General features: G+C 30.6%; 16 protein-coding genes. 13 read left to right on the plus strand and 3 right to left on the minus strand.

The window, feature by feature from the left end:
- From GKG00_RS04610 to GKG00_RS04620, 3 genes are all read left to right on the plus strand, one after another.
- Positions 1 to 2,193: an RNA degradosome polyphosphate kinase gene (locus GKG00_RS04610; RefSeq protein ID WP_154254476.1), complete on the plus strand. Its 2,193-nt coding sequence runs from the start codon at positions 1 to 3 to the stop codon at positions 2,191 to 2,193.
- A gap of 47 nt (positions 2,194 to 2,240) precedes the next feature.
- Positions 2,241 to 3,023: an Mrp/NBP35 family ATP-binding protein gene (locus tag GKG00_RS04615; RefSeq protein ID WP_154254478.1), complete on the plus strand. Its 783-nt coding sequence runs from the start codon at positions 2,241 to 2,243 to the stop codon at positions 3,021 to 3,023.
- A 157-nt stretch (positions 3,024 to 3,180) separates the two neighbouring features.
- Complete coding sequence (locus GKG00_RS04620; RefSeq protein ID WP_154254479.1) at positions 3,181 to 4,164, plus strand: helix-turn-helix transcriptional regulator; 984 nt, start codon at positions 3,181 to 3,183, stop codon at positions 4,162 to 4,164.
- A gap of 60 nt (positions 4,165 to 4,224) precedes the next feature.
- Here GKG00_RS04620 and ftsH read toward each other — a convergent pair whose 3' ends face one another.
- Both ftsH and GKG00_RS04630 read right to left on the minus strand, forming a co-directional pair.
- Positions 4,225 to 6,111 (minus strand): ATP-dependent zinc metalloprotease FtsH, encoded by a 1,887-nt coding sequence (gene ftsH / locus GKG00_RS04625; RefSeq protein ID WP_154254481.1) that lies wholly within the window; start codon positions 6,109 to 6,111, stop codon positions 4,225 to 4,227.
- Between the two features lie 9 nt (positions 6,112 to 6,120).
- On the minus strand, positions 6,121 to 6,558 hold the full coding sequence (locus GKG00_RS04630; protein WP_154254482.1) for a MarR family transcriptional regulator: 438 nt from the start codon (positions 6,556 to 6,558) through the stop codon (positions 6,121 to 6,123).
- A 124-nt stretch (positions 6,559 to 6,682) separates the two neighbouring features.
- Here GKG00_RS04630 and GKG00_RS04635 point away from each other — a divergent pair, with 124 nt between their 5' ends.
- The 10 genes from GKG00_RS04635 to GKG00_RS04680 all read left to right on the plus strand — a co-directional run bounded on the left by GKG00_RS04635 (position 6,683) and on the right by GKG00_RS04680 (position 13,856).
- On the plus strand, positions 6,683 to 7,357 hold the full coding sequence (locus GKG00_RS04635; RefSeq protein WP_154254484.1) for a hypothetical protein: 675 nt from the start codon (positions 6,683 to 6,685) through the stop codon (positions 7,355 to 7,357).
- Positions 7,357 to 8,895 (plus strand): chloride channel protein, encoded by a 1,539-nt coding sequence (locus tag GKG00_RS04640; RefSeq protein WP_241673654.1) that lies wholly within the window; start codon positions 7,357 to 7,359, stop codon positions 8,893 to 8,895. Before GKG00_RS04635 ends, GKG00_RS04640 begins: the two co-directional genes overlap by 1 nt.
- Entirely contained in the window at positions 8,888 to 9,850 is a 963-nt protein-coding gene (locus GKG00_RS04645; RefSeq protein ID WP_154254485.1) for a hypothetical protein, read from the plus strand. The genes GKG00_RS04640 and GKG00_RS04645 overlap by 8 nt, the downstream gene beginning before the upstream one ends.
- A 2-nt stretch (positions 9,851 to 9,852) precedes the next feature.
- Positions 9,853 to 10,434: a sulfurtransferase-like selenium metabolism protein YedF gene (gene yedF, locus GKG00_RS04650; protein ID WP_094206901.1), complete on the plus strand. Its 582-nt coding sequence runs from the start codon at positions 9,853 to 9,855 to the stop codon at positions 10,432 to 10,434.
- Complete coding sequence (locus tag GKG00_RS04655) at positions 10,434 to 10,688, plus strand: DUF3343 domain-containing protein (protein WP_154254487.1); 255 nt, start codon at positions 10,434 to 10,436, stop codon at positions 10,686 to 10,688. The genes yedF and GKG00_RS04655 overlap by 1 nt, the downstream gene beginning before the upstream one ends.
- Positions 10,689 to 10,691: 3 nt before the next feature.
- Entirely contained in the window at positions 10,692 to 11,531 is an 840-nt protein-coding gene (locus GKG00_RS04660; protein WP_094206902.1) for a mechanosensitive ion channel domain-containing protein, read from the plus strand.
- Positions 11,515 to 11,748, plus strand: coding sequence for a DUF951 domain-containing protein (locus GKG00_RS04665; protein ID WP_002835420.1), 234 nt, complete (start codon positions 11,515 to 11,517; stop codon positions 11,746 to 11,748). The genes GKG00_RS04660 and GKG00_RS04665 overlap by 17 nt, the downstream gene beginning before the upstream one ends.
- 17 nt (positions 11,749 to 11,765) lie before the next feature.
- Entirely contained in the window at positions 11,766 to 12,755 is a 990-nt protein-coding gene (locus GKG00_RS04670; protein WP_154254488.1) for a bifunctional glycosyltransferase family 2/GtrA family protein, read from the plus strand.
- 122 nt (positions 12,756 to 12,877) lie between these two features.
- The gene (locus GKG00_RS04675; protein ID WP_154254489.1) at positions 12,878 to 13,351 is read left to right on the plus strand and encodes a hypothetical protein; all 474 of its coding nucleotides are present in this window, start codon (positions 12,878 to 12,880) and stop codon (positions 13,349 to 13,351) included.
- A 61-nt stretch (positions 13,352 to 13,412) separates the two neighbouring features.
- Positions 13,413 to 13,856 carry a GNAT family N-acetyltransferase gene (locus GKG00_RS04680; RefSeq protein WP_154254490.1) on the plus strand — a complete coding sequence of 148 codons (444 nt, stop codon included), beginning with the start codon at positions 13,413 to 13,415 and terminating at the stop codon, positions 13,854 to 13,856.
- A gap of 88 nt (positions 13,857 to 13,944) precedes the next feature.
- Here GKG00_RS04680 and GKG00_RS04685 read toward each other — a convergent pair whose 3' ends face one another.
- Positions 13,945 to 14,448 carry a GNAT family N-acetyltransferase gene (locus tag GKG00_RS04685; protein ID WP_154254491.1) on the minus strand — a complete coding sequence of 168 codons (504 nt, stop codon included), beginning with the start codon at positions 14,446 to 14,448 and terminating at the stop codon, positions 13,945 to 13,947.
- Positions 14,449 to 14,501: the final 53 nt, after the last annotated feature.

Here is a 14,501-nt window from a genome sequence, read left to right on the forward strand (position 1 = left end):
ATGTACGATATTTCGTTTACGCAAAATAGGGAACTATCGTGGTTGAAATTTAACGAAAGAGTTCTTGAGGAAGCATCAGAAAAGAATGTGGAATTATTTGAAAGGTTGAAGTTTTTTTCAATATTTGATACTAATTTTGAAGAATTTTTTATGGTTAGAGTGGGTAGTATTACTGATATCAACGATATGAAAAAAAAGGTTATAGACAATAAGTCCTTGATGAATGCACAAGAGCAATTAGATTGTATCATGGATGAATCTAAAAGGTTGTATGAGAAAAAAGATTCTGTTTATGAGGATTTAAAACAAGATTTACTTGAAGAAAATGTAAATATTTGTAAAGTAGCTGATTTGGATGATAAAGAAAAAAGGCTTGTGTATTATTACTTCAACTCTACGATTGCTCCTATTCTTAGCTTTCAAATAGTAGACAGGGTTCATCCATTCCCTCAAATTCCTAATTTGGCAATTGTAGTTTTGTTTCAACTGACTTCTCAATCTAAGAACAAAAAACAATTTATGGGATTGATTCAAGTTCCAGATAAAATTAAAAGATATGTAAAATTATCGGACACTAGAGTTGTACTTATTGAAGATGTAATCAGAGAATTTGGTCAAGAAATATTTGATAATTACGAATGTGAGGCAAAATATATTATTTCTGTGACTAGAAATGCAGACATCGAATACGATGACGAAGATTTGGAAATTGATGATGATTACAGATCATATATGAAAAAGATGATTAAGCTTAGAAAAAGATTGAGACCTGTAAGACTTGAAATTAACGAATTTCCAAATGATGAAACTAAAGAGTTCTTGTTGAAGAATTTGAATTTGACAGAACATCGTATGTTTGTGACAAAAAGTCCAATGAGATGTGGATTTTTGTTTGATTTGGTATACGATATGCCAAAGGATGTAATTCAAAAATATACTTATGAAGAATTTTCTCCACAAGATTCTTCGATGATATCAAAAGAAAAATCGGTTATAGAGCAAGTTTACGATAAAGATTTGTTCCTTTCGTTTCCTTATGAGTCCATCGATCCATTTATAAGACTTTTGAACGAGGCTGCTGAAGATGAGTCTGTAGTTTCAATTAAGATTACAATTTACAGATTGGCAAAGAATTCTGAAATCACTAGAGCTCTTATAAAAGCTGCTGAAAATGGCAAAGAAGTTGTGGTTCTTATGGAATTGAGAGCGAGATTTGACGAAGAAAATAATATTTTATGGTCATCTAGATTAGAAAATGCAGGTTGTAGAATTATCTATGGATTTGATCATTACAAGTGTCATTCTAAGGTTTGTTTGATTACTAAAGTTAAAGATGACAAGATTTCTTACATCACACAAATTGGTACAGGAAATTATAACGAAAAAACAGCGAAACTCTACACAGATTTTTCTTATATGACAACTAGACATGAAATTGGTGAAGATGCAAAGGCGCTTTTCGATAATTTCTTGTTAGGAAATTTGAATGGTGAGTACAAACATTTGATGGTAAGCCCTCATTCTATGCAGGTTGGACTTGATAAATTAATCGATGAACAAATTGAAAAAGCTAAGTTTTCAGATGATGGTTATATAAGACTAAAAATGAATTCAATTTCAGACAGAAAATTAATAGACAAACTTTCCAAGGCTTCTTGCAAAGGAGTAAAGATTGATTTGATGGTGAGAGGAATTTGCTGTTTGGTTCCAGGTATAAAAGATAAAACTGAGAATATCAATGTTTATCAAGTTGTAGGAAGATTTTTGGAACATCATAGAATATATCAATTCGGTAAGGCTGAAAACTGCAAATTATACATTTCGTCTGCAGACTTCATGACTAGAAATATCAGAAAAAGAGTGGAAGTTGCAGTTCCAATTTACGATGATTTTATTAAGCACAGAATATTGAATTTTATGGATATAATGTTTGATGATGATACTAAAATCAGAAAATTAAATCCGGACAAATCATACTCAAGAGTTGAAAATACTGAGAATAAGAATGCACAAGAAGTATTGATAAAAATTGCAAAAGAAAATGTTGAAAAACAAAATTCAGAAGTTAACGATGATGATAACAGAGTTATTAGCTCAAAATCCAATAATAATATAAATCAAGATAATAATGATAATAACAGAATGAATTTGTTCGATAAAATTAAGAATTTCTTCAAAAACTTGACACATTAATAAATTATGTGAGAATATTTAGGTATAATTTTTAATGGGGTGAAATTATGACAGAAAGAAAAGTTCCTAATTTTTTGATCGAATCAAATACAGGAAGTAATATAAAAAACATCGTTGGAATAGTAAGTGGTAAAGGTGGAGTAGGAAAAAGCCTTGTCACTTGTTTATTGGCAAACGAGATGGCAAAAAAAGGATATAAAGTTGGTATTATGGATGGCGATATTACAGGCCCATCTATTCCAAAATATTTTGGATTAACTGAAAAAACGACAGCTGACTCTGAAGGTCACATCAACCCAGTTACAACATCTAATGGAATTAAAGTTATCTCTATGAATTTGATGCTTCCAAAAGATGATGATGCAGTAATTTGGAGAGGACCTGTAATTGCTGGTGTTGTTAAACAATTTTATCAAGATGTAAATTGGGGAGATTTAGATTATTTGTTTGTGGATATGCCACCAGGAACTGGTGATGTTCCATTGACAGTATTTCAATCAATTCCAATTAAGGGAATTGTTGTAGCGATGTCTCCATCAGGACTTGTTGAAATAATTGTCAAAAAAGCATTGCACATGGCGAAAATGATGGGCAAAAAAGTCATAGGATTAGTTGAAAATATGAGCTACTTGGAATGCCCTGATTGTGGGAAACACATCGAAGTTTTCGGAACAAGCACTGTGGATAAAATTGCCAAAGAAGAAAATATCGATACTGTTTGCAAACTTCCAATTAATCCAGAGATTTCAAAATTAACTGAAACTGGAAAGATAAGTGAAGTTGAAACAAATTATTTGGAAAATATTACAGAAAAAATAGAAACTTTATAAAACTTATAAAACTAGCTCGTTAGGGGCTAGTTTTTTTCATAAATGTCGGAAATATCGTAAATGCAACCGACAGTTGCGTAATTTCAAATCAAAGTTTGTAGTAATCAACTGCAAGATTTTATAAAATTAAATTAACAAAAATTCAAGGAGGTTTGAAATGATATTAAGTGACAAGATAATTCTTCTTAGAAAAAAGAATAACCTAACTCAAGAAGAATTGGCAGAAAAATTAGGTGTTAGCAGACAATCTGTATCGAAATGGGAAATGGGAAACTCAATTCCAGATATCAATAAGATTATTCAATTGAGTGATGTTTTTGGAGTAAAAACAGACTACTTATTAAAGGATGAGATTGATGATATTGAATATTCTGATGATACTGTCGAAGAGTTGGAGGCTAAGAAGACAATTAGTGTAGAAGATGCTAATGATTTTATGAGTGCATATGAAGAATATTCAAATGACGTTGCTGATAGCATAAGCTTATTCATAATGTCTCCTATAGCAGTTTTGATATCTCAAATAATAGCCTTGACAACTAATGTTAAGAGTGAAGATTCCTTCGTAATAGGAGGAATTGTTGTATTATTTCTTATAATTGCTTTTGGCGTATACAAATTGATAGTGAAGGCGAATTTAATTGAAAAATATGACTTTATTTCAAAAGAATCATTTAACTTATCATACGGCGTAAAAGGAATAGTAGAAAAGAAAAAGGAAGAAAGAGAACAAAAAGATAATAAAGCAATTGCTAGCGCGATAATAATGTATATATTATGTGTGATTCCTATCATACTTGTATCTATATCAGAGAACGAAGTATTACAATTATCAGCTATAATATTGTTGTTAATAATTGTATCAGCAGCTACTAATATTTTAATCAAAAAGCTTTCTGTGATATCAAGTTATAACATGTTACTTCAAGTAGAAGATTACACTCTGAAAAATAAAAAATTGAGAGAAAAGATGAGTGGATATATTACAGCTTTCTGGCTAATAATCACAGCTATATATCTTGCAGTTAGTTTGTATACGAATAGATGGGAAATCACTTGGGTGATTTTTGCAGCAGGAGCGATTTTGTTTGCGGCATTTTATTTCATCTTAAAATCTCATTTCAACAATAAAATGAAATAATAAATCAAAAAAACATTCTCTAATATTGAGTAAAACTCAAAATAGAGAATGTTTTTGTTTTTATAAATCGCTAACTGTAGTATCGTCTACTTCTTCTTTTTTCACTGTGTTTTCATCTATTTCAGGTTTCTTTTCATCTTCAAGGTTAAGAATTTCCATGAATTCTTCTCCAGTGATAGTTTCTTTTTCTAGTAAGAATTTTGAAATTTCATGAAGTTTATCGATATTTTCAGTTAAAATATTTCTAGCTTTTTCGTGAGCAGCTTTTATTATAGATTCTACTTTATTATCTATTTGACCTGCTTTATGATCGCTTGCAGCTAAAGTATTGCCACCGCCAAGATATTTTGAGTTTGTAGTTTCCAAACTCATCATGTCGAATTCGTCAGTCATACCGTACTGAGTGACCATCGCACGAGCAATTTTTGTAGCTTTTTCTATATCATTTGAAGCTCCAGTAGTTCTTGTGTTAAACACAACTTCTTCTGCACTTCTTCCTCCTGTAAGTGTAACTATCATATTAAATAGTTCTTCTTTATTCATGAGGAATTTTTCTTCTTGATCTACTTGCATTGTGTAGCCCAACGCACCGCTTGTTCTAGGAATAATTGTAATCTTAGTAACTGGAGCGGAATGTGATTGCATTGCAGCAACTAATGCGTGTCCAACTTCGTGATAAGCTATAAGTTCTTTTTCTTTTGGAGTTATAACTGTGCCTTTTCTTTGTTGACCAGCTATTACAACTTCAACAGATTCTATCAAATCTTCTTGTGTTACGATATTTCTTCCCATTCTAACAGCTCTTAGTGCAGCTTCATTGACTATATTTGCCAATTGTGCACCACTTGTACCGGCTGTCATCAAAGCAACAGCTTTGTAATCCAAATCTTTTTCGATTTTGATTTTACGTGCGTGAACTTTAAGAATATCGATACGTCCTTGTAAATCTGGAAGCTCAACTGGAATTTGTCTGTCAAATCTGCCAGGTCTAGTAAGTGCTGGGTCTAAAATTTCGGGTCTATTAGTAGCCGCGAGTATAACAACTCCTGAATTTCCGCTGAAACCGTCCATTTCATTTAATAATTGGTTAAGAGTTTGTTCTCTTTCGTCGTTACCAGAAATTCCTGCAGTATCACGTCTCTTACCGATAGCATCGATTTCGTCGATGAATACAATACAAGGAGCTTTTTCTGCTGCTTGTTTGAACAAATCACGAACTTTACTAGCTCCTAATCCGACAAACATTTCAACGAATTCTGAACCACTCATTGAAAAGAATGGAACTTTTGCCTCACCAGCAACAGCTTGTGCAAGCAAAGTCTTACCAGTTCCAGGAGGGCCCACTAATAAAACACCCTTTGGCAAAACAGCGCCGATTTCGTTGTATCTTTTTGGATCGTGTAAGAAGTCGACAACTTCCAACAAAGCATCCTTAGCTTCTTCTTGACCAGCCACATCTGTAAATTTCTTGCCAGTTTGACTTTCAACGTAAATTTTTGCATTGCTCTTACCAAATTGTAATGCGTTGCCTCCCATTTTTTTAGTAGCTTGGCTCATTGCTAATTGCAAGAAACCAAATATTATTATAAATGGCAAGACAAATTGCAAGAAAATTGATAAAAGTGGTGCATATTTACTAGGAATGTCGCTTGAAAATTGGACTTTGCTTTCCAATAAACGATCAACTAATTTTTCATCTCTAATCAATCCTGCTTTGTAAATTACGTTGTTTTTATCTTTTGATTTGAAATTGATATGAGTGTCTAATATTTTTACCTCTTTAACTTCTCCTTTATCGAGCATTTCGATAAATTTATTGTAAGGTACTTCTTCTTCTTTTGTTTTTGAAAAAGTAGGGAAAAGCAAGCCGGCAACCACAGCATAAAGAACTATAGCTATAAGATAATAAATTATTATCTTCTTCTTATTTTGCTTGTTTTCTTTCATATTGTGCCACTACATTAATTCAACATTTAATTTTTCGTTTAATAAATTCAAACTTTTGATAATACTATTGTATTCTTCGTTAGTTAATTTAATTTGCTTTTTGTATTTTTCAGAAATTTCTTCAACTATATTGTTGATGATTTTCTTACCTTTTTCTGTCAAGCGAACCGTAACAATTCTTTCGTCTTTTTCAGATCTTTTTCTTGAAACATATCCTTCTTTTTCTAATGCTTTACACAAGTTAGAGATGTTTCCACCAGCCATACCAACTAAAACTCCGATATCACCGATAGTCAAATCATCATTTTTGCCTAATTCAAATAAAGTTTTAACTTTCATAATAGTTAATCCGTATTTATCTGGAATTGGTGCCAATAAAGCGTCTGTTTTACGATAAGTTTCTCTCAACAATTGAGATAATTCTGTGTTAATTAAATTGTAATCCATATTTTCCTCCATTTAATTTTTAAAATATTATGTGTTTTGATATAATAAAATACACATAAGTGGTTATCCACTGATTACAGTATATATGTTAATTATATAGAAATTATGGAGATAAATGTAAAATATGGAAAATTTTAATAAAAAAGACTATAAAAAATTGTGGGTGAATTTTGAATCTAGTACACAAGCTATGGATTTACTCGTAATTTTGAATAATATAGAAATTTTTGAAATATCTTTAATCACAATAGAATCTGATGTAAATAATAACGTTCTAGATTTGATGGATAATTTGGATTGGGATGTAGAAGTTGTATTTTTGAAAGATTTTATGAGTGAAAATGATGTCGTATTATCAAGATTTTTAGGTGATTTTAAAAATATTGATTTGCTTAATTTCTCTAACATGAAATATTTGTCAGAATTTTTTACGGAAAACACTGAGACTCTTGAATCATTAGATGATATTTTCATGTACGATAAATACGTAAAATCAGACAACAGCGATTTGAATGTATTAAATGGTAAAAGTGTGTTTATGATTACAAATGACACATTTAACAAGAATGATTATACTGATATTTTGAATGAAATGTTTGATGAATCATCAGAAAAACTAATTGAAGATTTGTTCTTGTTGTACGCATACTCCAAAAAAGATCATTTTATTTATGCACAAACAAATTTAAAAATTGATGAAGAAAATAATTTGATTGAAGGAGAGGGAATTGAAACGTACATTTCAGTTACATATAATATCGATAGATTTAGAGAATTTTTAGAAAGCGTGATTATTTAATGAAAAAAAAGTTTAAAATAGGCTCTTCTATGTCGCTTTTCTTAGCAAGTTTATCCATCGGAGTATTTTCAGGTGGACTGGCTGTCTTTTACAGATATTTGTTAAGTAAATTAGAAGTGGTTAGAAATGCCATTTATTCTAACAACAGCTTTCCAAGAGCTATTTTAATTATCGCAGTATCATTTGTCCTAGGAATTGTGGTTAGCAAATTACTTAAATGGGCCCCACTTTCAGGTGGTAGTGGTATTCCTCAAGTTCAAGGAGAACTTATCGGAGCTTTTAATCAAAATAGTTTTAGAGTTACTGTTTCCAAAATTGTAGGAGGAGCAATTGCCTCATTAGTGGGACTTTCTTTGGGAAGAGAAGGCCCTTCAATTCAATTGGGAGCTAGTAGTGCTAAGTGGCTATCAGAAAAATTTGGAAAAAGCAAAACGGATGAGAAATTGTATTTAACTGCAGGAGCTGCTGCAGGTCTTTCAGCTGCTTTTTCAGCACCGATTTCAGGGCTTGTTTTCATATTGGAAGAGCTTCACAAATCTTTTTCAAAAAAAGTGGTTGCAATAAGTTTTGCTGCAGCAGTGGTAGCCGATGTTATCGCTGTTGGAATATTCAAAATCAAACCAGTGTTTTCGTTTGGAATGACCTATGCACTGCCAACAAAATATTATTTATTGATTATTCCGATGATTATACTTTGCTGCGCCGTTGGGAAACTATTTAATTATTCAATCACGTTTTTCCAAGATGTATTTGCGAAGATTAAGCTTGAACAAGATTTGAAGATAGCAATATTTTTTGCGTTTGTATCTGTAGTTGGATTATTCTACAAAGATATTTTAGGTGGAGGCCATTCATTTATAGAAAACATGGCATCACACAATTACAATTCATTTTTGGTTTTAATAATACTTTTGTTATTCAAAATGTTTATGACATCGACATCTTATGCGACTGGAACTCAAGGTGGTATTTTCTTGCCGGTTTTGGTTCTAGGTGGAATTACAGGATTATTTTATTTTAATTTAATGAGTGCTTTCGGCGTTGTGCAAGATGTTTATTTGTCAAATTTTGTTGTGCTTTCTATGGTTTGTGTTTTAACAGCTGTTGTTAGAAGTCCTCTTTTGAGTGTTGTGTTGGTACTGGAATTAAATGGAAATATGACTCATTTATTGGGGTTGGCATTTTGTTCAATCATGGCATATTTTATATGCATGGATTTAAATTTCGAACCAATTTACGATATTTTATTAAAGAGAATGTTGAACAAAAGAGTTGTTGGAAAAGGTGTTAATGATAAATTCACAATGTTTGATATAAAACTTGGATATGAAAATTGTGTTTCCAATAAGAAAATCAAAGATATTGATTTTCCAAAAGACGCATTGATTGCAGAAGTGGATTCAAATGGAGAAAAATACGTTCCAAATGGAGAGAGCGTATTAAAAACAGGAGATATTGTCACTGTTTTAGTAAAAGATGAACAACTTTATGATACTAGAATGAAAGTTCTTGAAGTTTTTGGAGAAAATAATGGATAAAATAAAAGAAAACTTGAACTATATATTACTTGCAGTTGTCGCTATTCTTGTATGCGTCTTGGCGGTGATGATGTTTTCTAAGAAAAATGTATACAATATTAACACTGGAAATAGCACCGTATTGAAGAAGAATTACGTAGTAACTCACTACGATAACAAGATTTTCATGTACAAAAATGAAAACTTAATTCTAAAACAGGATTACGACGACAAAAAGCCTTATTATTTTGATGGCAAATTTCTTTATTTGATTGATAAAAAGGATTTGTTGCAATATAATACAAAAGGAAAGATGAATTCAAAGCTATCTTTTAAATCTGATATTTCCTATATTTTTGCAAACAAAGACCATATTATTGTCGATACACAAAATGAATTTTCAATTGTTAATAATATGAAAATTTTGGAAAGCTTTGATATGAAAGACGAAGTATCTAGTTTGATAGCGTCGGATAAATCAAATTATGCTTTTAGCACGATAGGAAAGCGTGACGGAAGAATTTTTTCTAAGATTTACATGTATGATGAAAAGGGACTTTTCTACAAAAATATTTTCATCGATAAGCCGATTTTTAGAATGAAATATGTCGATGACAAATTAATCATAGTGTTTGATGGATATATCAAAGTTTTTGACAAAGCTAAAATTACAAAATCGAAATCATTCGACGGGACAAAAGATGTTGGGATTTCAGATAAAAACGTATATGTAATTACAAAAACAGGAGAACTTTTAATATACGATAAGGATTTGAAATTGGTGAGCCAATCTAAAATAGATGATTCACTTAAAATATATTCAAATGACAAAAACTGCATATTATATAACCAAAATGGGTATTTTATGTTTGAGGATTCCAAACTAGTGGAATATAAAGCATCGGATCTTAAATCAATAACAGGAGAAGATGATTTTTATTTAGTATTTAATAACAGAATAGAAAGGATTAGGTAATTATGGAAATTGTAGATGCAAGAGGACAAGTTTGTCCAAGACCAATTATTATGACAAAAAATGTATTTGATGAATTAGAAGAAGGTACAGTTAAGACACAAGTTGACGACATGTACTGTGTTGAAAATTTACAAAAATACGCAAATGGTCAAGGTTTCGAATTCAGTTATGTAGAAACAGATTATGGCTTTGAAACTACTATTGTAAAAGAAAAAGGAGCACAAAAGAAGGTTGAAGAAACTAACGGTAATTTAGTTTTAGCATTCTCAAGCGATAAAATGGGTGATGGAGATGAAAAATTAGGCAAATCACTTATTAAATCATACATTTATTCTGTAGCAGAAGCTGACGAAGTACCAAGTACACTTTTATTCTTCAACTACGGAATACATTTGACAACTGAAGGATCAGAAGTTATCGACGATTTAAAGAAAATCGAAGAAAAGGGTGCAAAGATTATGACTTGTGGCGCTTGCTTGGACTTCTACGATAGAAAAGAAAAACTTTTGATAGGCGAAGTTACTAACATGTATGTAATTTACGATACTTTATCAAAATCTGACAGAAATGTAATTATTAGATAATGGAAAAGATATTACTAACTTTTACATCAGTTAATTTTACAATGATGACAGAAAGTAAACTTGTGAGTATGGGATACGATATTAAAACTATCCCTACTCCAAGGGAAATTTCTGAAAGTTGTGGATTATCTATTATGTTGGATCCTGATAAAAAAGATGAGATGATTGCGTTGAAAAAAGAACTTCCAATCGCTAAGATATGGTCGTATCTTAAAGTAGATGGAGTAATTTTTGTAAATGAGGTAAAAGAATAATTCATGTTATTTAATATTGAAAAGTTCAATCAAATATTTTATAATTCTGCTGGTCAACTAAATTTGTTGGCCAAGATTTTATTATCCCTGTTAATCATCGTATTTACGAAAATAGTTGTAAGCATTTTAACTAAAAGTTTCGATAAGTTATTAATGAAAAAGGGAAAATCTGTTGAAGGCAGACAAATCACAGTTACTAAATTGTTGAACAATACCATCAAATATATAATTTATTTTTTCTGTGTAGTCCATGTACTAGATTTGTTTGGAGTAAAAACAGATAAGATATTGGCTACTGCTGGTATTGGTGGGGTTGCTATTGGTTTTGGTGCACAATTTATAATAAGAGATGTAATCAGTGGACTTGCGTTGATTCTTGAAAATCAATTCAAAGTCACAGACCATGTGATTATAAATGGAATTGAAGGTAACGTTCAAGAATTGGGACTTAGAGTTACAAAAATAAGAGGATTTGACGGAGCTATTCATATGATAAGTAATGGTCAAATCAACACGGTGACTAATTTATCCAAAGAAAACCAAAGAATTGAAGTTAAAATGGAAGTTCCAATCAAATACAGTTTGGGTCAATATACTGAAATCATAGATGAAATTTCTAATGAATTGGTAGATGAGTATTCAGATATTGTAAAAAAACCAGAGCTAATAGGCGTTACAAAAATGGATAAAAACTCCATGACTATTACGATTTGGGGTAGTTGTAAACCAGAATCTCAATACTTGTATCAAAGAGAAATTATCAAAAAATTCATAGAAAAAGCCAAATCAAAATCAATGGATTTGAATTGTTATTTTGTAGCAGGTGATGAAGATGAAATATAAAGTAAATGATATTGTAACACTAAAAAAAGGTCACCCATGTGGTGAAAACAAATGGGAGATTTTAAGAACTGGAGCAGATATTAAATTAAAATGCTTGGGTTGCGATAAAATAGTGTGGCTTACAAGGTTAGAATTTAACAAAAGAATCAGGAAAATTCAAGATAAAAACGGCAAATTTGTATCCATAGTTCATTACGAACCAGAAGATGACGAATAAAAAACGATAGGAGAATTATGAATTACGTTGTAATACCAGCGTACAAACCAGATGAAAAACTCACAAAATTGGTGGAAAATTTAAACAACAACCACATCAATATAATTGTGGTTAAAGACGGTCCGTGCGAATATGATTTTTCAAAACTTAATAATATAGTTCTTCTTGAGCATCAAACTAATATGGGAAAAGGAGCTGCACTTAAAACTGCATTCAAATATTTGAAAGCACAACAAGCGTCAGGGACTGTGGTTACAAGCGATGCAGATGGACAACACTTGGTCAAGGATATTTTGAAATTGATAGAATATTCTGAACAAAATCAGGATAAATTAATACTTGGAGTGAGAGATTTGAAAAGAGGAATCCCTCTTAAATCTCTGCTTGGTAATACTATAACTAGAATGGTATTTTATTCTAGTTCATCGAAATACATCAAGGACACGCAAACGGGACTCAGAGCTTTTAATACGTCTAATCTTGATAAAATGATAAGAATCGAAGGAGAAAGATACGAATACGAAATGAATATGCTTTACGAATTCGATTCTGAAAGCATAATGCAAGTTCCTATCGAAACTATTTATATAGAAAATAATGAAACAAGTCATTTTAATGCACTAAAAGATTCAGTCAAAATCTACAAAAGCATACTGAAATTTTCTGCGTCAAGTTATTTGAGTTTTTTGGTGGATTATTTTACTTTTTTATTGTTAGTTTACAAATTAGACGTACAAAGTTTGGTGCTGTCCAATATAATAGCAAGGGCAGTGTCAAGCACGTTTAACTTTTATGTGAATAACAAATACGTATTCAAAAATAAAGATAAAATCCTAAAAAAATACATCAAATACGTGACATTAGTAGTGTTCATACTAGCTTTGAATACTATTGTGTTGAAAATTTTGTCAAGTTTAGGAATTAAAGTTTTTGTGGCAAAAATCATAACTGAAGCTTTGATGTTCATAGTAAGCTACAACATTCAAAAAAGAATAATATTCAAATAGCACTTTTAATAGAAAAAATTATAGAGTTTTTAATAGAAGTGCTTTTTTAGTGCAAATCTTTAAAATTTTGTAGATTTTTGTGCATTAGGTTTGTTGTATAATAATTTTGAAAGGAGATTATTATGAAAAAAATTGGATATTTGTTATTTGCGATTATCATTTCATTATTAATGGTAAGTTGTGCGCAAAGTGACAAATCAAGAGTGTCTGATGAACTTAACTTAAAATTAGTTAAAGCAAATCAAATCATGGAATACGATGATCATGGAGCAATGGGAGATGGGACAAGATTTATAACATTTGAATTTGACAGCAACGATACATTGAATCAGATAAAATCGGATAGTAACTGGAAGAAATTTCCATTGGATAAAACAACGAAAACTTTAATGTATGGAGATGAAAAAACATCATCTTATGTGACGGATCATAATTCCAGATCGCTTTTTCCAGAAATTTCTGAAGGTTATTATAAGTTAATCGACAGACAAGAAGACAAGAGTCAAAATATTTTAAAACGTTCATCTTTGAATTTTACACTTGCAGTTTATGATACAAAAACTAATACTTTGTTTTTTGCAGAAATTGATACTTAAAATTGAGCATATAATAAAAAATAGCAAACCTACTTAGGACTACTATAAGAGAGGGATAAAATTGGTTTTACAAATAGGAATTGACAGGATTGATGAGATAGTGGAATTTGAAAATTTGTGTTTTTCATCTGAAGCTTGGTCAAGAGAACAAATAATTGATGTTTTAAATGACAAAAGAACGATTTACCTTTGTTATGAAGAAAGTGGAAAAATAATTGGATTAATATGCCTTTACAATTGGTGTTCTGAGAAAGATTTTCTTAAAATATTTAGCATTGCAACTCATCCTGAACACAGAAATCAAGGAATAGCACATGAATTGTTAAAAGAATCAATTAAAATAGCTTCAAGCAATGAGCTCAAAAGAATAAAAGCTGAGACTAGAAAATCTAATTTTAAAATGCAAAAAGTTTTTGATGATATGAACTTTAAAAAAACGGATATGGTTGAAAATTATTACGAAGAACCTGACGAAGATGCTTTAATTTATGAATGTCATTTATAAAGAATAAAAGATTTACATCTTTACGTGTAACTAAAAAATAGCAAACCAACTTAAGGACAATCCTCATACAAATGGTTTGCTATTTTTTTTATTTCAGTAGTTTTTCGAATGCTATTCTCTCGTCTGTTTTTCTTATATAAACTATCCCACATTTTTGAAATCCGTTTTTCTCAATAAATCTTAGCATGGATTTGTTGTCTTTGTGAGTGTCCACTCTAATTGAATCGTAGTTTAGTTCTTTTAATTTATTTTCAAAAAAATCCAACAGATTTTTGGCTACATTTTGCGATTTGTAATCTGGGTTTACTGCGATTCTATGAATTACTCCGTATTTTCCATCAGATAGCCATTTTCCATCAATGTTTTTATAATCCGCATCTCCATCCAAAACCAACACAGCCATTCCTACAACTTTTCCTTTAATCTCTGCTACGTATAATCTATTTTCTTTCAAATCAGCCAAGAACACATCTTCATTGGGATAATTTTCGCTCCATTGATTTATTTTGTTTTCTTTCATATATATTTTGGCATTTTCAACAATTTCCATTATTTCTGCTATATCATTTTCTTTTGCAATTCTTTTTATCATTTTTCACCTCATTTTATATAAAATTTTAACATATTTCAAAAAATATTTTAATA

This window comes from Finegoldia sp. BIOML-A1, from assembly GCF_009678325.1.
Classification (GTDB): Bacteria; Bacillota; Clostridia; order Tissierellales; family Peptoniphilaceae; genus Finegoldia; species Finegoldia magna.